The sequence below is a fragment of the Haloarcula nitratireducens genome, from assembly GCF_019599505.1.
Genome location: NZ_RKLT01000002.1, coordinates 493,291 through 513,428, shown reverse-complemented (window position 1 = coordinate 513,428; position 20,138 = coordinate 493,291). Strand labels below are relative to the sequence as shown.

The following is a 20,138-nucleotide window of genomic DNA, read 5'->3' as shown; positions in this document are numbered from 1 at the left end:
TCTCGGAGGGGCGTCTTACGCGCTTCGACTTCCCGCGATAGATCAGTACCGGTGGCCCTCGTCGGCGTCGGTGTCCACGCCCGTCTCGGCGTCGAACCCGGTCGTCCCGACGCCGCCCCCGACGCTCGCCGTCGGCCCCTCGAGCGGCGGACGGCCGTACTCCTCCTCGTAGGCGTCGGCGAAGCCCCGCGCCCAGACGTACATGACGGCCGACTGGCCGACGAAGCCGACGAACGGGAGCAGGAGGATTCCGACGAGAGTGAACAACAGGACGCTCCCGACCACTTGGACGATAACGTTGATCACGACGCCGAAGACGATGGCTTTCAGCATAGTTCCGTTCGCGACGACGTCGCGGAGGACCGTCGTATCGAACCCGGCGCCGATGCTGTCTTCCGCGACGAAGTTCGCCGTGGCCACGGGGAGGACGACCGCGAGCGCGAGCAGGCCGAGGAGGTACAGGAGGCCGCCGAGCAGGAGGCCGAAGCCGACGAGTACGCCGGAGTCGGTTCCGTACCCGCCCAGCAGGAAGACGAGGATCGGGAGGCCGGCGACGAGGGCGAACGCCAGCCCGTAGACGAGCGTCAGAGCCACGTACCGAAGCCCGTCGACGGTCATCTCGACGAGGTCGAGGTCGCCCCACTCCGGCGGATTCTTCGTATCGCCGCCCATCACTCGCCGCATCACTTCCAACATGTACCCGCTGAACGTGAACGCCGGAACGACGAATACGCCGAGGAACCCGACGATGCCGCCGATCAGCACGCGTTCGAGCCAGTCGTCGCCCTGTGTCTGATAGCGGAGACCATCTTCTATCATACCACGTCGGAAATCACCGAAGGTATATAAATAACTTCTGACGTTTTTATTACGCTATTTAACTGGAGCGGGGCACTCCCTCCGCCGCACCGCTCCGGCGAGACGGACCAAGAAGTTCTTTGTCGGCACGGCGTGTACGGCCGGCCGATGGCACTCAGCGATCACTTCGACGAATTCGGACCGGCAACGATGCTCCTCGTCGGCTTCGTGCTGTTCATATTCCCCGAACCGGCGACCTCCGCGCTCGGCGCGGGGCTGCTCTTGCTGGGGAGCGTCTGGTGGTTCTACGAGTGGAATCGGTAGCTCACTCCGGCGCTTCGACCGGCGCTTCCATCTGTGCGACCTCGAGTATCAGCGTGTTGCTCGTGTCGTCGACGGCCGCGATCTCGCCCAAGACGACGAGACCGTACTGCGGCGTCGGCCCGACCGCGACGGCCTGTCCGACGTCGAACTGCCCGACGGACTGCTGGAGGTGGACCTGCGCGCGACACTGCTCGGGGTGGTGGACGCCGCTGAGCGTGATGCGGTCTACCGTGACGTCGAGCCGCTCGTACTCGTGGGCCATCCGCATCGACTCCGTCTCTTCGAGCGGGTCGCGTCCCAGGGCGTCGTACGCGAGGTCCGTCGGGACGTAGCCGCCTTCGGGTCCGGAGACGCTGTCGACGAGACCCAGTTGCGCGAGGCTCTGCATCTGATTCTGGACGGTTCCCAGACTCCGGTCGACCTCGTCAGCGACGGTCTGGCCCTTGACCGGGCCCTCCGCCTCACGATGCCGATTGACCAGCGACGTGAGCGTCTGCTCCTGACTGCTGGTCAGGTCGATCTGGACCATACTGGCTGTACCACGACGGGGATGATAGATGTGTGGATACGCATCCTGAGCAGCGCGGTGTCGTCACCTCGCCGGCGACGCCGCGGCACCGGCCGAGTTTCAAGACGCCGGCGGTTCTCTACGACTTCATGGTCGGCGAACCCGGGCCCCTACTGCACTTTCTCGCCAGTCTCACGCTGATCCTGGCGGTCGCCCACGCGCTCGGCGCGCTCAGCGACCGCGTCGGATTCGCCCCGGTCGTCGGCGAACTCCTCACCGGGCTCGTCCTCGGTCCCTCGATACTGGGCGCGATCGCGCCCGCGGCCGTCGCGGCCCTCCTCCCGCTCGACGACGGGGTCGCGGGGCTCGCGTCGCTCGGCCTCGTCCTGCTCGTCGTGCTCGCCGGCACCGAGGTCGACCCGTCGCGGATTCGCGGATCGCTCGGTCCCACCGTCGCCGTCGCCGCCGGGGCGACCCTCGTCCCGTTCCTCGGCGGAGTCGCGCTGGGGTTCGCACTCCCGACGGCGTACCTCCCCGCCCCGTCTCAGCGACTCGGCCTCGCGCTGTTCCTGGGCACCGCGCTCAGCATCTCGGCGCTCCCGGTCGCTGCCCGCGTGCTGGTCGACCTCGACGTGATCGACCGCGCGGTGGGGCAACTGACGCTCACCGTCGCCGTCGTCGTCGACGCTATCGGGTGGATCACCCTGACGGTCGTCGCCGAACTGGTCCGTAGCGGCGGCGTCGACACAGTCGCGGTCCTCGAGATCGTCGCCCTCCTCGCGGCGTTCGCGCTCGTCGTCCTCGCCGTCGGTCGGCCGGTCGTCGACAGGCTCGGGGCACTCGCCGCCCGCGCTCGCTCGCCGGTCCTGAGCGAATTCGCCGTCGTCCTCATCGTCGGGTTCGCGGTGACCGCCGCCGGGGTCGGACTGGGGCTGGTGGCCGTCGTCGGCGCGTTTCTGGCCGGTCTCCTCGTCGGCCCCCGGTCGGACGCCGAGACCGAGCGCGTCCTCCACCTCGTGACGCTCGGGCTGTTCGCCCCGCTGTTCTTCGCGACCGCCGGCCTGGAGGTCGATCTGACCGTTCTCGCCGACCCCGCCGCCGCGGCCATCGCCGTCGCGGCGCTGGTCGTCGCTATCCTCGGGAAGGTGGTCGGCGTCGCCCTCGGGGCCGCGCTGACGGAGCTGACGCGGGCGGAGACCGCCTGCCTCGCCATCGGTCTCAACGCCCGGGGAGCGATGGAGATCGTCGTCGCCGCCGCCGGTCTCGCTCTCGGCGTCCTCACGCCGCTCCTGTACGCCGTCGTCGTCCTCGTCGCCATCGCGACCTCGGTGATGACGCCCCCGCTGCTCAGACGGGCCGTCGAGCGCCTGCCCGCGGAGTCGGCCTACTGACTCACTCGTCCAGCAGGGTCTCGTCGCCGTGACGCTCGCGGAGTTCCTCCAGGTACTCGCGCTGGGCGAGCAGCTCGTCGGTCGGTTCGGCGTAGACGTCGGCGAAGAGGTCCCGCGGGTCGGCGGCGGCCGCCTCGGCCCGGTCGACGATATCCGCGAGCGTCGACTCGATCTCCTCGTTCATCGCGTCCAGCCGCTCGCGGTCCAGCAGCCCTCGGTCCCAGAGGAAGGCGCCGAAGCGGGCCAGCGGGTCCTTCTCGCGCCACTCCTCTACCTCGTCCTCGTCGCGGTACACGTCGGGGTCGTCGGCGGTCGTGTGTGCGCCGAAGCGGTACTGCACGGCCTCGATCAGCGTCGGACGGGCCGCGCCGTCGGCGGGGTCGAGCGCCCGCTCCCGGGCCGCCTCGGTGACGACGTACGTCGCCAGCGGGTCCATCCCGTCGACCTGCACGCCGTCGAAGCCGTACGCCCGCGCCTTCTCGGCGATGGTCGCGCTCGCGGTCTGGCGCTCGCGCGGGACCGAGATGGCCCACTGGTTGTTGTTACAGAAGAAGAGCGTCGGCGTGTCGAAGACGCCGGCGAAGTTCATCGCCTCGTGGACGTCCCCCTCGCTGGTCGCGCCGTCGCCGAAGTGGACCACGCCCGCGCGGTCGTCGCCGCGCTTCTTCGCCGCCCACGACCACCCGACGGCGTGGGGGACGTGGCCGGCGATGGAGATGTTGAGCGGGAAGACGTTGACGTCGGCCAGCGCCGCGTTGCCCCGCTCGTGGCCCATCCAGTACAGCAGGTACTCCCACGGGAGGCCGCGGGCGACGAGCGCGCCGTGCTCGCGGTACTGGTAGAAGAGCGTGTCCTCGTCGGCCAGCGCGTACGTCGAGCCGATCTGAGACCCCTCTTGTCCGGCCATCGAGGCGTAGGTTCCGAGTCGGCCCTGTCGCTGGAGGTTTATCATGCGCTCGTTGAATCGCCGGGCGAAGCGCATGTCCCGGTACATCGAGACGAGCGTCTCGTCGTCGAGGGCCGGGACGAGCGAGGGGGCGACGACCTCGCCGTCGGCGTCGAGTACCTGCACGCGGTCTTCGGGCGCTCGGTCGAGAACGTCGGCGGCCATGCTGTCGGGACAGACGAAACAGACCGGGAAAAAGGTGCGCTACGAGAGCCACTCGGCGACCGCCCGGCGGGCGTCGGCCTGCGCGTCGGGCATCACTTCGAGGACGACCGGGCCGTCGTAGTGCTCGTCCAGCAGGTGAGCGGTCTGTTCGAGGGCCATCTCACCGTCGCCGAACGCCAGTCCGTCCTCGATTCGAGTGGCGTCGTTGAAGTGGATCAACGGAATCTTGTCGCCGTGATCCTCCAAGAGGTCCCGAAGTGCGCTCTCGTAGTCCGCTTCGGAGAGGTAGAGGTGCGCGGTGTCGAGGACGAGAGAGTGCCCGCGGTCCAGCAGGAGGTTTTCGAGGTGAAACGCGCTCGCGCCGGGGTTGTTCTCGTAGGCGTAGGGCGCGGCGAAGTCGTACGCTTCGAGGTCGTCGACGTGGGTGTGTAAGGCGTACTGGCTGTGGACGACCAGCAGCGCGTCGAGGCGGCGGGCCAGTTCGTCGCTGCGGCGGAAGGGTCGTTCCTCGTCCGGGCGGGCGTGGAGCGTGTGGACCGCGGCGGCGTCCACCGGGGACCGTTCGACCGTCTCGGCCGTCGCCGTCACGTCCTCTAAGTCTCGCTCGCGGAGGTGGAGTTCGACGCTCTCGAAGCCGCGTTCGGCCGCCGCAGCGAGTTCCGCTTCGTCCGGCGGACACTTGCCGAGGAGGTGCATCGCTACTCGCTACGCGGTGTCTTCACCTAAAGGATAGGCACGCGCCGTCTAAGAGACCAATACGTGGCCCGTACACGTGTGCGCGCGGGGCACTTAACCTACTTCGACCCCTAGCGAGAGACATGCGAAACCACCGCGGAGCGGACGCGGAGCGGCGAATCGACGCGGACGACGTCGACTACGAGTCGGTGTCGGTACCGGTACTCGTCGTGGGCGCGGGCGCGGCGGGTGCCCGCGTCGCTATCGCGCTGGCCGAGGCCGGCGTCGAACCGCTCGTCATCGGCAAGCGGGGCCACGGGGACGCCCACACGACGTGGGCGGCGGGCGGTATCAACGCCGCGCTGGGGTCGCTCGACCCGGAAGACGACTGGACGATTCACGCGGCAGACACGCTCAACGAGGGTCACCATATCAACGACCCGGATGCGGTCGAGCTGACGACCGAGCACATGCCCGACCGCGTCCGGGAACTGGACGAGTGGGGAATGCCCTTCGACCGGACCGAGGACGGGAAGATCAACCAGCGATACTTCGGGGCGCAGTCGTTCCGGCGCACCTGCTTCGTCGGCGACCGGACCGGCGAGGCGATGCTCGAGGCGCTCGTCGAGAAGGCGCAGTCCCTCTCGATTCCCTACCGAGAGAACGTCATGGTGACTCGACTGCTCTCTGACGGGGAGCGAGTCCACGGCGCGGTGGCCTACGACATGGGGAGCGGCGAGTTCGTCTGTTTCTCGGCCGACCACGTGGTGTTGGCCGCGGGCGGCTACTCCGCGCTCTACAAGCGCCACTCCTCGCGGGACGCAGAGAACAACGGCGACGGCCCCGCGCTCGCGTTGCAGGCCGGGGCCTCGCTGCTCGACGCGGAGTTCGTCCAGTTCCACCCCACCGGGATGGTCGGCGACCGCTACGGCGAGGACTGGGACGGGCGACTCGTGACCGAGGCGGTCCGGGGCGAGGGTGGTCGCCTGTTCAACACCGACGGCGAGCGCTTCATGGAGCGATACTCTCCCGACCAGATGGAACTGGATGCCCGCGACGTGGTCGCCCGCGCCATCGCGCGGGAGGTCCGCGAGGGCCGCGGCACCGAGAACGGCGGGGTTTACCTGGACATCTCGCACCGGGACGACGAGTACGTGAGAGAGCGACTGCCGCGGATGTACGAGCGCTTCGCGGAACTCGGCGTCGACATCACCGAGGAGCCGATAGAGGTGGCACCGACCGCCCACTACTCGATGGGCGGCGTCGACATCGACTTCCGGACCGGCGAGACGGGCGTCGACGGCCTGTACGCCGTCGGCGAGACGGTCGCGGGCGTCCACGGCGCGAACCGGCTCGGCGGGAACTCGCTGGCCGAGACGGTCGCCATCGGGAAGTTGGTCGGCGAGCACGTCGCGTCGCAGTCGATAGACGAGGACCCGGCGCTCCCCGAGGAGATGCGCGCGCTCGCCGACCGCGAGTTCGCGTCGATGGCCGCCCTCGCCGCGAGCGACGGCGACGTCGCTCCGCAGACTCTCCTCGGAGAACTGGGGAACCTGCTGTGGGACCACGCCGGCATCCTTCGCGAGGAGGCGTCGCTTCGGACGGGGTTGGAGCGACTCGACGAGATTCGCGCCGCGACCGCCGACCTCCGCGTGGAGGGCGGCCGCACCGGTCGCGACTTCGAGTTCGCGGTCGACCTCTCGTTCAGTCTGACGATAGCCGAAGCGATCCTTCGGGCCGCGCTCGAACGCGAGGAGTCCCGCGGAGCGCACTACCGCACGGACTTCCCCGAGATAGCCACCGACTGGCGGCGCAACGTCCTCGTCGACGACGGGGACATCGGTCTCGAGCTGTCGACCCGCGGCGTCCCCGAGCCCAGCGACGCGGTGCAGGCGGCCCTCGACGAGGGACACGAACTCGACTACCATCACCTCGAGTGACGACGCCGACGTTCAAGGGGGCCCGACGCATCAGTCGGGACGTGACGCCGACCCGAAGAGCCGTCCTCGCCTCGTCGCTCGCCGCGTTCGGCGGCTGTCTGGGCCGCGTCAGCGAGGTCGAGACCGCGTGTCCGGCCCCGGTCTCGACCGGTGAGACGGTGCGGCTGGGCTTCGTCGGCGACGTGATGCTGGGCCGGAACGTGAACGACCGCTGGCGCGAGGACCCCGGCGGCGTCTGGGACGGGATGGCCGGCCGTCTGGACGCGCTGGACGGCCTGCTGTTGAACCTGGAGTGTTGCGTCTCCGCCCGCGGAGAGCGCCGCCCCGGCCGGGAATACTACTTCCGCGCGCATCCCGGCTGGGCGATCCCCGCCCTCGAACGCGCCGGGACGGCGTTCGCGAGTTTGGCGAACAACCACGTCCTCGACTTCGGCCCGACGGCGCTCACCGATACGCTCTCGCACCTCGACGACGCCGGTATCCCGACTGCCGGCGCGGGACGCGACAGGGAGGCCGCGTTCGAACCGGCCACGTTCGCCGTCGGCGACCTCGAAATAACCGTCGTCGCCGCGACCGACCAGTCGCCGAGCTACGCCGCTCGCTCGGACGCCGCCGGATCGGCCTACGCTCCGCTGAAACCCGCCGACAGACTGACCAGAAACTGGGTCGGCGACGCGGTGGTGCGAGCGCGCGAGCGGGACCCCGACCTCCTCGTCGTCTCGCTCCACTGGGGACCGAACTGGGTGGTCGAACCCGCCGAGGCCCAGCGGTCGTTCGCCCGCTGGCTGATCGACCGCGGAGCCGACGTGGTTCACGGCCACAGCGCCCACGTGATTCAGGGCGTCGAGACCTACGAGGGCCGGCCGATAATCTACGACGCCGGCGACTTCGTCGACGACTACGTCGTCAAGGACGGACTGCACAACGACCGGAGCTTCCTGTTCGAACTCGTCGTCGAGGGCGGCGAACTGGCCGCGCTGGATCTCGTCCCGGTGGAAATCCAGCGCGAGCGCGTCACGCCCGCCGTCGAGACGGCCGCTCGGTGGCTTCGCGACCGAATGCGTGCCCTGTCGGCACCCTTCGAGACGCCCGTCGAGCGTCGCGGCGACGGACTCAGAATCCCGCTCGGCGGGTGCTGAAAAGAGATCGCGGTTCAGCGGCCCCGCGCTTTCCGTGCCACGCGAGCGGGCCGACGGCCCTTCAGTCGTCGCTTTCCTTCCCTTTCTTCTGCTTCTGGCCCTTCTTGCCGCCGTTGTCCTTCTCCCACCCTTTCTTCTTGCCCTTGTCGCCGCCGTTCTCTTTGCCGTTCTCGTCGCCGCCCTTTTTCCGACCGTTCTTCTCGCCGTTGTCGTCGCCCTTCCCGCCCTCATCGTCGTGACGGTCTCCGTCCTTCTTGTCGTCTTTATCGTCGTCGTAGTCTTTGTCGTCGTCCTTCTTGTCGTCTTTATCGTCGTCGTAGTCTTTGTCGTCGTCCTTATCTCGATCCTTGTCGTGGTCTCGATCCTCGTCGTCTTTGTCGCCGTAGTCCTTATCGTGGTCTTTGTCCTTATCTCGGTCCTTCTTGTCGTCGTAGTCTTCGTCGTCCTTCTCGTCGTCGTAGTCCTTCTCGTCGTCGTGGTCGTCCTTATCTCGGTCCTTCTTGTCGTCGTAGTCTTCGTAGTCCTTCTCGTCGTCGTAGTCCTTCTCGTCGTCGTGGTCGTCCTTATCTCGGTCCTTCTTGTCGTCGTGGTCGTCCTTGTCGTAGTCGTCGTGGCGATCGTCGTCCTTATCGTGATCGTCCCAATCGTCATCGTCGTCGTGACGATGGTCGTCGTCGTCACACCGCCCGCGCTTGAGACGGACCTTCTTGTCGCGTTTCAGTTCGTAGCGGTCCGGGTCCTTCCGGTCGCCGGAGAGCACCTCCCAACGCTTGACGCGCCCGTCGTAGTGCTTCCCGTACAGCTCCGCGTCTTTGTTGAACTTCGGATAGATGGTCAGATCGAGGTCGTCGACGTCGAGGCCGTGGAGCGCGCCGCCGTCGGTCCGCTCCTCGTCCCAGGTCCAGTCGATCTCCGCCGAGCGCTTCTCGATGTCCCAGCGGTCGTAGTTGCTGTCGCTGTCGTAGTAATCGTCCTTGACGACCCACTTGGCCTTCCGTGGGATGTCCTTAATCTTGAACGAGACCGCGCCGCCGTCGCTCCCGTCTTTCAACGAGCCGTGAACGATGACGAGGCTGAGTCCCTTTGGGCCGTCGTAGAGAAATAGGATGCTCGTATCCTTTCGCTGGAGGGCTTTCGTTCCGGTAGAACTGAAGTACCGCTCCGATTCCCCCCACTTGTAGAATTTCTCGACCCGCTTGTGGCCTTTCAGCGGCTTGACTCGGAAACATCGGTCGCCCTGCTTGACGACGTATCGGTCGTGGTCATTGTCGTCGTGTGCGCTCGCGGTGCCGGCAGCCCCGAGTCCGCCGACGGCGAGTCCGGTCGTCTTCAGGAACGCTCTACGCGACTGATTCAATGGTGGGTCGTTCACCATGGGGGGAGCAAGCCGAGAGCCGGGGTTTGTTATGACCAACATAGCCTCGTCGACTTTCGGTACGGCGACCGTATCGCCAGCGAAGCCGGGCTTACCGGCCGCTCGGTCACTATGTGTGTCGAAGCGACTACCGAGTCGGCGCGCTGACAGCGGCTATCACAGAACGCATATACGTCGGACTCCTCTCTAGCAGATATGAACTACGAAGCGGCGCTCGACCGCGCATACGACGTGCTGCCAGACCAGCCCAGAGAGGCCGGCGACCGCCTCTCGATCCCGGACCCCGAGTGGCAGACTGACGGGGCGTTCACCCGGCTGACCAACCTCAGTTCGATCTCCGACGCGCTCTCGCGGGACGCCCAGCACCTCCACCGCGCCATCCAGCGCGAGTTCGGGACCAACGGCCAGTTCGACGGCGACCAGGCCCGATACAACGGCTCGTTCGACGAGGGCGACTTCCAGGCGGCCATCGACGCCTACGTCGCCGAGTACGTCACCTGTTCGGAGTGCGGCCTGCCCGACACCGTCCTCAAGACCGAGGACGGCGTCGACATGCTCCGCTGTCAGGCCTGCGGTGCCTTCCGCCCGGTCCAGAAGGGCGCGACCAACACGACCCAACAGCAGACGCCCACGCTCGAAGAGGGCGAGACCTACGAGGTCAAGATCACCGGCACCGGCCGCGAGGGCGACGGCGTCGCCGAGAAGGGCAAGTACACCATCTTCGTCTCCGGCGCGCGCGAGGGACAGGTCGTCGAGGCCTACATCGACAGCATCAGCGGGACGCTGGCGTTCGGCCGCGTCGCCTGAGACCGCTCGCTCTCATTTCCGCGCCCACTAGAGCTTTATTTCACCCGTTCGATTCGCGGACATGGCATCGAACAGCGACGCGCGAGCGCTATCTCTGCTCGCCGTCCTCGCCTGTGTCTTCGGTTTGGTCCACACTGCCTCCGGCATCATCACGCTCCTCTCCGCTATCAGCATCGGCACGCTCGTCCTCGGCGGCAGTCGGCTCGCCCTCGGCCTGTTGCTCGTTCCCGCGGGCGTCGGCATCGGTTACCGAAAGCCGTGGGGGAGGTGGCTCGGGATCGGCTGCTTTGCTGGGCTCGCCATCGTGCAGGTACTTCCGTTGCTCTCTGGGAGCGAGATCGCCGTTCCACTCGCCGGTATCTTCCTGTGGGTCGGCAGCTCGCTCTACTTACTGCTGTCCGGCGAGGTTTTCGAGAACGGAGACGACGACTCCCGCGTGCTCACGGAAGATACTAATCCGCACGAATTTATCCGCTAAGCCCGGCTTATAGTAGAAGACGCGCTCTGCGAGCGACGCTACACCTGCACTTCGTCGATGATCTCCGGCGAGTCGTTACTCGGGCTGTTGACCGCCGTCGAGATGGGGTAAGTCCGCATCGGGCCGTCGTACGGGTCGAGCAGATCCGCCGCCTCGTTCGTCTCGCCCGTGAGCCACGTCTCCTCCTCGCCGGGCGCGAGCACGACGGCCATCCGATGGTGGAGGTCCCGCACCGCGTCGTTCGGTTCCGTAGTCACGATGGTGAACGTCTCCACGACGTCGTCTTCGCCGTCCTCGCCGTTGGCCGTATTCGCTCCGTACTCGCCCAGTTCCGACTGTCGCTGCGGCGGTTTCCACCGCTCGTAGAGGCCGGCCATCGCGAACAGGTCGTCGTCGGGGAGACAGACGCGGTAGGGCTGCTTGTTCCCGCCGCTGTCTCGCGGCTTCGCCGCTCGACTATCCGCGGAACTCCGTTCCGCGCTCTCCTTCCACTCGTAGAACCCGTTGGCGGGCACCAGACATCTCCGCGATTCGTAAGCGTCGGCGAACGAGCGCTTCTCGGCGAGCGTCTCGGCGCGGGCGTTGATGTAGGCGTGGTCCGAGCGGTTCTCGGCCCACGTCGGGACGAGGCCCCACTCCATCCGCTGGATGGTGTCGGGTTCCTCGGTCGTGACGACGGGCAGCGGCTGACTCGGCGCGGCGTTGTAACGCGGTTCGAACTCGAAGTCGAACGTGGCGTCGAAGCGCTCCTCGATCTCGTCGGGCGGCGCGAACAGGCTATAGCGGCCACACATACCCGAAGGGAGGGCGGCGACGCGCAAAAGTCCTCGCCGCGGACCGCCGAACAGTTTTGCGCGTCCGGCCCGAGTGCCCGATATGGAGACTCGACCGCTCGGCACGACAGGCCACGACAGCACGGTCGCGACGTTCGGGACCATCGCGCTCAACTGGCTCGAACAGGAGGGCGCGAACCAGATGGTCGAACACGTCCTCGACCACGGCGTCAACCACTTCGACGTCGCGCCGACCTACGGCGACGCCGAACTCAAACTCGGGCCGAAACTCCGCCAGCACCGCGAGGACATCTTCCTCGGCTGTAAGACCCAGGAGCGGGACTACGACGGCGCGGCGGCGAAAATCGACCGCTCGCTCGACAGACTGGGAATCGATACCATCGACCTCTACCAGATCCACGGGCTGGAGTACGAGTCCGAACTGGAGGAGATCACGGGCGACGACGGCGCGCTGGCGGCGGTCCGAGACGCGATGGACGACGGGAAGATAGACCACCTCGGCCTGACGAGCCACGGCGACCCCGACCTCATCCGCTCGGCCATCGATCGCATCGACGACCTGGAGACGGTGATGTTCCCGCTGAACCCCGTCGTCGTCGCGAAAGAGGACGGCGAACACGACTACGAAGCCGTCTTGGAGCGGGCCGAGGAGGAGGACATCGGCACGCTCGGCATCAAGGCCTTCGCGAAGGGGTCGTGGCCGCCCACCTCCGAACTCGCCGAGGAAGACCGCCCGTACGCGAACTGGTACGAACCGGTCGATACGCCCGAGACCATCCGCGACCGCTTCGACTTCGCGGCCTCGCAGGGCCTGACGACGGTCGTCTCGCCGGGCGACCCGAAGCTCGTGACGATGGTCGTGGACGCCGCCTCGCGCTACGACGGGATGGACGAGGCCGCACAGCGATCGCTCGTCGAGGAAGCGCGACACGACGACAGCCCGGTTCCCGAACAGCTCCACCACTGAACCGTGGCGAGCGGGAACGGCGGAGCGGAAACGGCGAGCGTCCCGCAGACGGTCGAGGCGGCGCTGGCCGACAGACCGATCGAGGGCCGCGTCTGTCTGGAGGCCGGGGCCGGCGTCGGTAACACTACCGCGGGGCTACTGGCGGCAGGCGCAGAGCGCGTCTACGCCGTCACCGACGACGCCGACCACGCCCGGACGGTGCGCGAGCGGTGCGGAGCGGCGGCCGACCGACTGGTCGTCGTCAAGGCCGACCTCCGAGAGACGCCGCTGCGCAGCGACGCCGTCGACCTCGTCACCGCTCACGGACTCTGCAACGTCCTCGCACCCGCCGCGCTGGATTCGATCGCCGCCGCACTCACCCGCGTCGCCTCGCCGGGGGCACAGCTCGTCGTCGACGACTACGCGCCGCTCCCCGACGACGCCGCCGTTCGAGCGCTCTTCGCCGTTGAGAACGCCGCTACGGAACTCGCTGACGGTCGACCCGCTCTCTCTTTCTACCCGGCTCGGTTCCTCCGCCGGCTGTTCGCCGGCCACGGCTGGAGTTTCGACCGGCAGAAGACGTTGCTCGACCCGGTGCCGTGGACCGCGAGCCACCTCTCGGCGCACGCCGCGGCGGTCCGCGACGCCGCCGCGCGGCTCCCGCCGGAACTGGGCGATCCGCTCGTAGAACGGGCCGACGAACTGGAAGCGACCATCGGCTCCGAATCGGTCGGCCGGATGTACAGCGTCGCGATGACGCTGTCGGGAGACCCCGACCCGGCATGATCCGCCCGCGACTTTAAACGGGATGGCGACCTAACGTGTCACCAAGCCGCATGACGACCGAGCCGTCGTTCTCGATTCCCGCCCACCCGAAACGCCGCTACCCCTACGACGAGGGGGTCGAGTACGAGGGCGGTACGGAGTTCGAACTCGTCCCCGGCGAGGAGCGAGCGACGCCGGAACTCGCCGCGACGGTGCGCGGCCTCCTCGCCGACGGGCCGTACCGCTACGGCGACTTCCACGACCTGCCGATGCCGCTGTGGCTGGTCCGCGACGAGGAGACGGCCGACGTGTTCCGCGTGGCCGTCCGCGACGGGACCGTCCGCCTGCACGTCCTCCCGACGACCGAACCCGACGGCCTACGGCGGTTCTATGACCGACTGCGGGCGGCCGACGCCGACTGTCAGTGGACCGTCGAGCGCCGAGTCGACGCGACGTAGCGCGCCGAGACGGCGGGACGAGGGCTATCGCGGACCCAAAACCGTCTTACCCGATTGCCCCCATTTCCCGTCCATGACCGTCTCTCGTGAGGTGGAGCTGTCGGGTCACATCATCGACTCCGGGATGATGCAGGCCTGTTTCGGCATCGTGATGGACATGGGCGGGTCGTTCTCCGTCGAGGAGTTCGACATCGGCCGCCACAAGGAAGACGAATCCTACGCCCGACTCCTCGTCGAGGCCGACGACCCCGCGCACCTGCAGTCGATCATCCACGAACTGCACCAGAACGGCGCGAACCCCGCCGATCCCAAGGACGCCACGCTGGAACCCGCGCCCGCCGACCAGGTCGTCCCCCACGGCTTCTACTCGACGACGAACCACCCGACGTACGTCCGCTACGACGGCGAGTGGATCAGCGTCGAGAACATCGAGATGGACTGTGCAGTGGTCGTGGAGGACGGCGACTACCCCCGCGCCTACACCAAGGTCCTCAACGCCGTCGAGGAGGGCGACCGCATCGTCACCGGCGACACCGGCATCAAGGTCGAACCGCCCGAACGCCCCCGCGATTCCGGCGGCGCGTTCGGCTTCATGCAGGGCGGCGTCTCCTCGGAGCGCCCCTCCGAGTCCACCATCGAGAAGATAGCCAACGCCATCGAGGAGACGAAGAAGGAGGGCGGGAAGGTGCTGGCCGTCTGCGGCCCCGCGCTCATCCACTCGGGTGCCCGCGAGGAACTCGCGCGACTGGTCCGCGAGGGGTACGTCGACATGCTCTCGGCCGGCAACGGCTTCGCCGTCCACGACATCGAGCGCGACCTCTACGGCACGTCGCTCGGCGTCGACACCGAGACGCTGGACCACGCCCGCCACGGCCACAAACACCACATCTACACCATCAGCGAGGTCATCCGCGAGGGCTCCATCCCCGAGGCCGTCGAGTCGGGAGCCATCGAATCGGGCGTCATGTACGAGTGCGTCGAGAACGACCGCCCGTTCGTGCTGGCGGGGTCGATCCGGGACGACGGCCCGCTTCCGGACACCATCACCGACGCCGTCGAGGCCCAGAACGCCATCCGCGAACAGGCCCACGAGGCCGACATGGTGCTGATGCTCTCGACGCTCTTGCACTCGGTCGCCGTCGGCAACTGCCTCCCCTCGACCACGCGGGTCGTCTGCGTCGACATCAACCCCGCGACGGTCACGCAACTGCTCGACCGCGGTTCGGCGCAGGCCGTCGGGATGGTCACCGACATCGGCACGTTCGTCCCGATGCTAGCCGAGAAACTGGTCGAGACGGCAGAATAGTCGCAGATCGCGACCGCGTCGCCTCAGACGCCTTCGAGGTCCGAGCGGTACTCGTTGATCTTGTCGTCGGCGTCGTCGAGCGTCTCGGCCACGTCGTCGCCGTCCCCGCCGGCGATCTCGTCGAGCGCCGACTGGATGCGGGCGAGGCGGCCGTGGTCGGGGCCCCGGTCGGCCGCCGAGAGGTGCTCTAGTTGGTCGGCGAGTTCCGAGAGGCGTTCGCCGGCATCGTCACTGTCCGTCTCCTCGGCGGCGGATTCGAGCAAGTCGCTGGCCGTTGCGAGTTCTTCGCGCGTCATAGTCGGCGGTTCTCCCAAGAGGGATAAAACGGTTCCCGTCGTGGAGAATCCTGCGCCTGTCCCAGACGACGAGCGACGGCCGGTGACGGCGACGGAAGGGGCGTAAATCCGCTCGGCCCCCCGCCGGCGTGGGCACGAGCGACCGGGCTACCGGCAAGATAGTCACTCGTCGCGTGTCGCGATGCAGTAACCCACACTCAAGTCTCCGCTGCGTGAAGCGGAGCTATGGAATCGAAGCGCTTTCTCTTCGTCTCGGCCGACGCCGCGCTGATAACCGACCTGGCCTGGCAAGTCCATCAAGAAGGCCACGACGTGAAGTACTACATCGAAGCCGAATCGGACAAAGAAATCGGCAACGGGTTCGTTCCGAAGACGGACGACTGGCGCGCTGAGGTAGAGTGGGCCGACGTGATCGTCTTCGACGACATCTGGGTCGGTTCAGACATCGGCACTGGTGCGCTCGCCCAAGAGCTCCGCGAGCGGGGGAAAGCGGTCGTCGGCGGCACGCCGAACACCGACCGGCTCGAAGAGGACCGGGGGTACGCGATGGAGGTTCTCGAAGGCCACGGCGTGAACACCGTCGAACACCACGTCTTCGAGGAGTTCGACGCCGGTATCCAGCACGTCCGAGAGAATCCCGCGCCGTACGTGATCAAACCGCTCGGCGAGGTGCAGAACGTCAAGCGACTCCTCTACGTCGGCAACGAGGACGACGGCAGCGACGTCGTTGACGTCCTTCGTGCCTACAAGAAAGCGTGGGGCCACCGGATGAAGGGCTTCCAGCTCCAGCGGAAGGTCGAGGGCGTGGAGATCGCCATCTGTGGGTTCTTCGACGGCGAGGGGTTCGTCGACCAGGTCAACTTCAACTTCGAGCACAAGAAACTGTTCCCGGGGAACATCGGCCCGTCGACGGGCGAGATGGGCACGTCGATGTTCTGGGGCGGGCGGAACAAACTGTTCGAGGAGACGTTCGGGAAGCTCGAAGACTGGCTCGCCGAGGAGGGCTACGTCGGGAGTATCGACATCAACTGCATCGTCAACGAGACCGGCATCTACCCGCTGGAGTTCACCCCGCGGTTCGGGTACCCGACCATCGCGCTCCAAGAGGAGTCCTTCGAGTCGCCGACCGGCCGGTTCTTCTACGACCTCGCACACGGGAACGGCCCCGAGCTCGACGTGCACAACGGCTACCAGATCGGCGTCCGCATCGTCCTTCCCCCCTTCCCGTTCGACGACGAGAAGACCTACGACGAGAGTTCGCGCAACGCCGCCGTCGTCTTCCAGACCGAGAGCCGCGAGGGGATTCACGTAGAAGACGCGAAGAGCGTCGACGGTCAGTGGCGCGCCGCCGGCGAGAACGGGATGCCCCTCGTCGTCACGGGGAAAGGCGAGACGATGCAACGGGCCCGAGCGCAGGCGTACGACCGCATCGACGATATCGTCGTGCCGAACATGTACTACCGCGACGACATCGGCGAGCGGTGGATCGACGGCGACGGCGATCGACTGCAGGCCTGGGGCTACCTCGGGCCGCAGACGTAGGGGAGTTACAGACGGCAGACGGTGCCACCGACGACGGCCGCTGCGGCGGTCGATCCTCTTGACGTACCGCCTCGGCCGCTCAGGGGTTCGGCGCGTAGAGCGCGTAGAGGATGGATATCATCCCCAGTGCGGCGATCACCGCCGCGACGAACCCCGATTCGAAGATAGTGACGCGAAACACCTCGAACAGCACGCCCTCCAGTAAGCCACTGAGACCGATCAACCCGAACCCGAAACCGACGTAGAGCAGTAACTGTGCCCCGTTTCGCCGATAGCCGCGGTAGGCCTGATACGCGATGACCAGCGCCAGTGCAGTCGTGAACAGCTTGGCGATGACGAACAGCGTGTGTTCCATTATCAGTCGCTCCGCATCTCTTGGAAGATCGAGGTGAGTCGGTCGGCGGGGTCGGGCCGCCAGTCGATCTGAACGTCGAACCCCTCCGCTCGGAGGAGCACCTCGACGCGTTCGAGGCGCGCCTCGTACTCCCGGTAGTGTCGGCCTCCCGGGTCGACGTGGGTGTACTCTTCGAGGAGTCCCTGTTCGACGAGGGCGTTGACGCGCCGCGAGACCGTCGGCCGGGACATCTCACATTCCTCGCTGAGTTCCTTCGCGGACAGTCGCTCCGTCTTCGTCGCCACGAGGATGTCGCGGGCGTACTCGTCGTCGAGCGTCGCGAAGAGGTCCGGTGGGCTCGGCTCCGCAGTCACACGACGGTAGTCCGGGGGCAGGGTCAAATAGCTACCCCGATTTTCTGACCGGGAACATCGGCTCACTGTTATATGGTCTCTGCTCGCCTCTATACGGTCGAAGGTGAACTGAATATGTCTACTATCAACACCGGCGTCAACCAACTCGAGAGCAAGGTCGGCGGGCTTACCGTCGGCGGCCGCGTCCACAGCCTCAGCGCGTGGTTCGTCCTCGCGCTCAGACTCATGATGGGCTACGCGTTCGCGTACTCGGGCTTCACGAAGATCGTGGCCGCAGAACCGTTCTCCTCCGGGGGCTACCTGGCGAACGTCGCGGCGACCAACGGCAACCCGCTGGCCGGCCTGTTCGCGTGGATGGGTTCGACGCCGTGGTTCGTCGAGTTCGCCAACGTGGCCGTCCCGTGGGGCGAGCTGTTCATCGGCCTCGGGCTCCTCGTCGGCGCGGTCGTCCGCCTCGCGGCGTTCTTCGGCGCGCTGATGATGCTCATGTTCTACTTCGGGAACTGGGACATCGCCCACGGCCTCATCAACGGCGACTTCGCGTACATGCTCGTGTTCCTCGCGGTCGCGGCGTTCGGTGCCGGCCGCATCCTCGGACTCGACACGTACATCGAACAGTACGAGATCGGCGGCAAAGCGCTCGTCGAGCGCTACCCCGTCCTCGAATACGTCCTCGGCTGACCACGCCGATTCGCACACGGAGACGAACCATGCAAAACCCACTTCGAACTCGCGGAACCCGTTCTCTGGCGATCGTCGTCCTCGGCGCGCTCGCGCTGGCGGTCGCCGCCGGGGGTATTCTAACGCGGGCGACCGTGCCCCGTCCGGAGATACTCTGGCCGACACTCGTCGTCGGGCTTTCCGTCGCCGCGCTGTACTGGCTGCTCGCTCGTTCACGGGCCGAGAGGCGCGACGAAGACGGCGCGCTCGCTGTCCTCCGCGAGCAGTACGCACGCGACGAGATCGACGACGAGGAGTTCGAACGCCGACGCGCTCGCCTCGCGCCGAATAGATGACCCGCGTCACCCGACCGAGACCCATTTTCCGACGGTAGCGCCGGCGAACCGAGCTACTGCCGCCGTCACGCCCGACTTCGGCATATGCCAGCCGTCCACCTATCCGTGTGTAGCACCTACACACGGTTGCCCGATGAACGCTACTCCAGACGCCGACGAACTACACGTCTCGCGTTCCGAACACGGAGACCAGTGGACGGTTACGGTGGACTTCGGCCCCGCCGCGGGCGACGCCGTGACCGTCGAGATAGTCGGCGACACAGCGATCGTCGCCGTCGACGCTCCCGGACAGCGGACGGAGTTCGACGTCCCGCTCCCCGAAGGCGGCGGCGACGTCACGGTGAACAACGGCATCCTCACCGTCGAGAGCGCGGCCTGACGGAGAATCGAGACACCGAAACGGCGCGCTGACGAGCACCTTTTCGCCCGACTCGGCGGACTCCACAAGGGCTTTCACCGTCTTGGCGGTACGAGGGGACAATGACGACCGCCGACCAGACGACCGAGGAGTTGCCGACGCTCCGTGGTTCCGTCCCGCCGCTACGCGAGTGGGCCCGCACGTTCCTCATCGGCATCTGCATGGGCAGCGCCGACGCCGTCCCGGGCGTCTCCGGCGGAACCATCGCCCTCATCGCGGGCATCTACGGCCGCCTCATCGCCATGATCACGGCCATCACGCCCGATCGAATCGTCGACTTCCTCGCGGCGTTACTGCCGGTCGATGACGGCGTCTCCGTCCGCAGGGCGCTGGCCATCTGGGAGGAGATCGACGGCTGGTTCGGCCTCGCGCTGGCCGTCGGCGTCTTCACCGCCGTCATCCTCGTCACGCGGATCGTCCACATCGCCAGCGAGTCGACACCGACGCTGCTGTTCGGCTTCTTCTTCGGTCTCATCGCCATCTCTGCTGTCATCCTGCTGCGCGAGCTATCGCTCGAAAGCGCCTTTCAGGCCGTCTCGGGCGTCGTCGGCGTCGTCCTCGCCTTCCTGCTGGCCGGCCCGGTCGAGTTCCTGGAGGGCGGCGGCCTGCTCCTGATCTTCGTCGCCGGCGCGATCGGCGTCAGCGCGATGATCCTCCCCGGCATCTCCGGGTCGCTCCTGCTGGTCATCCTCGGGCAGTACACCCGGATGTCCGAGACGCTCAGCGAGTTCATCAACTCGCTGCTCGCCTCGGTCACCGGCGGCCCGCTCGCGCCGGTGATCGAGAACGGGACCGTCGTCGTGACGTTCATGGTCGGCGGTCTCGTCGGCCTGTTCACCATCTCGCGGGTGGTCCGCCGGGCGCTCGACCGCAACCGCCGCGCCACGATGGCCTTCCTCGTCGGCCTCGTCGTCGGCGCGCTCCGCGCCCCCGTGCAGGAAGTGAGCGCCGAGGTCGGCTTCACGACGGACGTGGCGCTGGCCTTCGCCGGTGCCGCCGTCGTCGGCGCGGTCTTCCTCCTGATACTGGACTGGTACGCCGTCGACCTCGACCTCGACTCTATCTGAGCCGTTCGAGATGTCGACGCTGAGAGAGCGGTAACTTCGACCTCGAACGGCCGGAAAGCCCCCGCTCGCTCGTGGGCTGCGACTCGCTGCGCGCTCACTTCGCTCGCGTGCTTACTTCGGCTCACTCCACGAGCGAGCGGCCCCTTTCGTTCCCACCCGTGCCGGCTGTGTCACAGGCTACAGGGAGGGACTGAAAGGGGCCGTCATCGGGCGGCTCGCCGCCCGATTGCTCGGGAGACCTTCGGTATTCCGGTGTCCGAGCGCGTTTACGTGGTC

General features: G+C 67.2%; 24 protein-coding genes. 15 read left to right on the top strand and 9 right to left on the bottom strand.

Annotated features, from left to right (window positions below):
- Positions 1-42 precede the first annotated feature (42 nt).
- Positions 43-819: a DUF4013 domain-containing protein gene (locus tag EGH23_RS09370; protein WP_220579730.1), complete on the bottom strand. Its 777-nt coding sequence runs from the start codon at positions 817-819 to the stop codon at positions 43-45.
- A gap of 147 nt (positions 820-966) precedes the next feature.
- Between EGH23_RS09370 and EGH23_RS09365 the strand changes: the two genes are divergently transcribed.
- A complete protein-coding gene (locus EGH23_RS09365; RefSeq protein WP_220579729.1) occupies positions 967-1,122 on the top strand; it encodes a hypothetical protein in 156 nt (51 codons plus the stop codon).
- Position 1,123: 1 nt separating this feature from the next.
- Here the strand turns inward: EGH23_RS09365 and EGH23_RS09360 are convergent, their stop codons facing one another.
- The gene (locus tag EGH23_RS09360; protein WP_220579728.1) at positions 1,124-1,651 is read right to left on the bottom strand and encodes an HTH domain-containing protein; all 528 of its coding nucleotides are present in this window, start codon (positions 1,649-1,651) and stop codon (positions 1,124-1,126) included.
- A 32-nt stretch (positions 1,652-1,683) separates the two neighbouring features.
- Between EGH23_RS09360 and EGH23_RS09355 the strand changes: the two genes are divergently transcribed.
- The gene (locus tag EGH23_RS09355) at positions 1,684-3,021 is read left to right on the top strand and encodes a cation:proton antiporter (protein WP_328765891.1); all 1,338 of its coding nucleotides are present in this window, start codon (positions 1,684-1,686) and stop codon (positions 3,019-3,021) included.
- Between the two features lies 1 nt (position 3,022).
- Here the strand turns inward: EGH23_RS09355 and pdhA are convergent, their stop codons facing one another.
- Together pdhA and EGH23_RS09345 are read right to left on the bottom strand one after the other, a co-directional pair.
- Positions 3,023-4,132: a pyruvate dehydrogenase (acetyl-transferring) E1 component subunit alpha gene (gene pdhA, locus EGH23_RS09350; protein WP_220579727.1), complete on the bottom strand. Its 1,110-nt coding sequence runs from the start codon at positions 4,130-4,132 to the stop codon at positions 3,023-3,025.
- Between the two features lie 39 nt (positions 4,133-4,171).
- On the bottom strand, positions 4,172-4,828 hold the full coding sequence (locus EGH23_RS09345) for a sugar phosphate isomerase/epimerase family protein (protein ID WP_220579726.1): 657 nt from the start codon (positions 4,826-4,828) through the stop codon (positions 4,172-4,174).
- Positions 4,829-4,950: 122 nt separating this feature from the next.
- Between EGH23_RS09345 and EGH23_RS09340 the strand changes: the two genes are divergently transcribed.
- Positions 4,951-6,747 (top strand): L-aspartate oxidase, encoded by a 1,797-nt coding sequence (locus EGH23_RS09340; protein ID WP_220579725.1) that lies wholly within the window; start codon positions 4,951-4,953, stop codon positions 6,745-6,747.
- A 41-nt stretch (positions 6,748-6,788) separates the two neighbouring features.
- Positions 6,789-7,886, top strand: coding sequence for a CapA family protein (locus EGH23_RS09335; protein WP_220579848.1), 1,098 nt, complete (start codon positions 6,789-6,791; stop codon positions 7,884-7,886).
- A 61-nt stretch (positions 7,887-7,947) separates the two neighbouring features.
- On the opposite strand, the gene EGH23_RS09330 is transcribed toward EGH23_RS09335, so the two are convergent.
- Positions 7,948-9,261 (bottom strand): hypothetical protein, encoded by a 1,314-nt coding sequence (locus EGH23_RS09330; RefSeq protein WP_220579724.1) that lies wholly within the window; start codon positions 9,259-9,261, stop codon positions 7,948-7,950.
- A 195-nt stretch (positions 9,262-9,456) separates the two neighbouring features.
- On the opposite strand from EGH23_RS09330, the gene EGH23_RS09325 reads away from it, so the two are divergent.
- Complete coding sequence (locus EGH23_RS09325; RefSeq protein WP_220579723.1) at positions 9,457-10,068, top strand: translation initiation factor IF-2 subunit beta; 612 nt, start codon at positions 9,457-9,459, stop codon at positions 10,066-10,068.
- A gap of 61 nt (positions 10,069-10,129) precedes the next feature.
- On the top strand, positions 10,130-10,546 hold the full coding sequence (locus tag EGH23_RS09320; RefSeq protein WP_220579722.1) for a hypothetical protein: 417 nt from the start codon (positions 10,130-10,132) through the stop codon (positions 10,544-10,546).
- 38 nt (positions 10,547-10,584) lie between these two features.
- Here the strand turns inward: EGH23_RS09320 and EGH23_RS09315 are convergent, their stop codons facing one another.
- Positions 10,585-11,340: an SOS response-associated peptidase gene (locus tag EGH23_RS09315; RefSeq protein ID WP_220579721.1), complete on the bottom strand. Its 756-nt coding sequence runs from the start codon at positions 11,338-11,340 to the stop codon at positions 10,585-10,587.
- Positions 11,341-11,422: 82 nt separating this feature from the next.
- Between EGH23_RS09315 and EGH23_RS09310 the strand changes: the two genes are divergently transcribed.
- The 4 genes from EGH23_RS09310 (at position 11,423) to EGH23_RS09295 (ending at position 14,815) form a co-directional block, all read left to right on the top strand.
- Positions 11,423-12,307, top strand: coding sequence for an aldo/keto reductase (locus EGH23_RS09310; RefSeq protein WP_220579720.1), 885 nt, complete (start codon positions 11,423-11,425; stop codon positions 12,305-12,307).
- Between the two features lie 3 nt (positions 12,308-12,310).
- The gene (locus tag EGH23_RS09305) at positions 12,311-13,072 is read left to right on the top strand and encodes a class I SAM-dependent methyltransferase (protein ID WP_220579719.1); all 762 of its coding nucleotides are present in this window, start codon (positions 12,311-12,313) and stop codon (positions 13,070-13,072) included.
- 50 nt (positions 13,073-13,122) lie between these two features.
- Positions 13,123-13,509 carry a hypothetical protein gene (locus EGH23_RS09300; RefSeq protein ID WP_220579718.1) on the top strand — a complete coding sequence of 129 codons (387 nt, stop codon included), beginning with the start codon at positions 13,123-13,125 and terminating at the stop codon, positions 13,507-13,509.
- A gap of 73 nt (positions 13,510-13,582) precedes the next feature.
- Positions 13,583-14,815, top strand: coding sequence for an ornithine cyclodeaminase, nickel-pincer nucleotide-dependent (locus EGH23_RS09295; RefSeq protein WP_220579717.1), 1,233 nt, complete (start codon positions 13,583-13,585; stop codon positions 14,813-14,815).
- Positions 14,816-14,838: 23 nt separating this feature from the next.
- On the opposite strand, the gene EGH23_RS09290 is transcribed toward EGH23_RS09295, so the two are convergent.
- Positions 14,839-15,111 (bottom strand): DUF7553 family protein, encoded by a 273-nt coding sequence (locus EGH23_RS09290; protein ID WP_220579716.1) that lies wholly within the window; start codon positions 15,109-15,111, stop codon positions 14,839-14,841.
- 225 nt (positions 15,112-15,336) lie between these two features.
- On the opposite strand from EGH23_RS09290, the gene EGH23_RS09285 reads away from it, so the two are divergent.
- A complete protein-coding gene (locus EGH23_RS09285) occupies positions 15,337-16,653 on the top strand; it encodes a phosphoribosylamine--glycine ligase (protein ID WP_220579715.1) in 1,317 nt (438 codons plus the stop codon).
- 79 nt (positions 16,654-16,732) lie between these two features.
- On the opposite strand, the gene EGH23_RS09280 is transcribed toward EGH23_RS09285, so the two are convergent.
- Together EGH23_RS09280 and EGH23_RS09275 are read right to left on the bottom strand one after the other, a co-directional pair.
- Positions 16,733-17,008, bottom strand: coding sequence for a DUF7521 family protein (locus tag EGH23_RS09280; protein WP_220579714.1), 276 nt, complete (start codon positions 17,006-17,008; stop codon positions 16,733-16,735).
- 2 nt (positions 17,009-17,010) lie between these two features.
- Entirely contained in the window at positions 17,011-17,361 is a 351-nt protein-coding gene (locus EGH23_RS09275; protein WP_220579713.1) for an ArsR/SmtB family transcription factor, read from the bottom strand.
- Positions 17,362-17,475: 114 nt separating this feature from the next.
- Here EGH23_RS09275 and EGH23_RS09270 point away from each other — a divergent pair, with 114 nt between their 5' ends.
- From EGH23_RS09270 to EGH23_RS09255, 4 genes are all read left to right on the top strand, one after another.
- Positions 17,476-18,042: a DoxX family protein gene (locus EGH23_RS09270; protein ID WP_220579712.1), complete on the top strand. Its 567-nt coding sequence runs from the start codon at positions 17,476-17,478 to the stop codon at positions 18,040-18,042.
- Between the two features lie 29 nt (positions 18,043-18,071).
- Positions 18,072-18,377, top strand: coding sequence for an SHOCT domain-containing protein (locus EGH23_RS09265; RefSeq protein ID WP_220579711.1), 306 nt, complete (start codon positions 18,072-18,074; stop codon positions 18,375-18,377).
- Between the two features lie 133 nt (positions 18,378-18,510).
- Positions 18,511-18,756: a DUF7127 family protein gene (locus EGH23_RS09260; RefSeq protein WP_220579710.1), complete on the top strand. Its 246-nt coding sequence runs from the start codon at positions 18,511-18,513 to the stop codon at positions 18,754-18,756.
- 101 nt (positions 18,757-18,857) lie between these two features.
- Entirely contained in the window at positions 18,858-19,862 is a 1,005-nt protein-coding gene (locus EGH23_RS09255; protein ID WP_220579709.1) for a DUF368 domain-containing protein, read from the top strand.
- Positions 19,863-20,138: the final 276 nt, after the last annotated feature.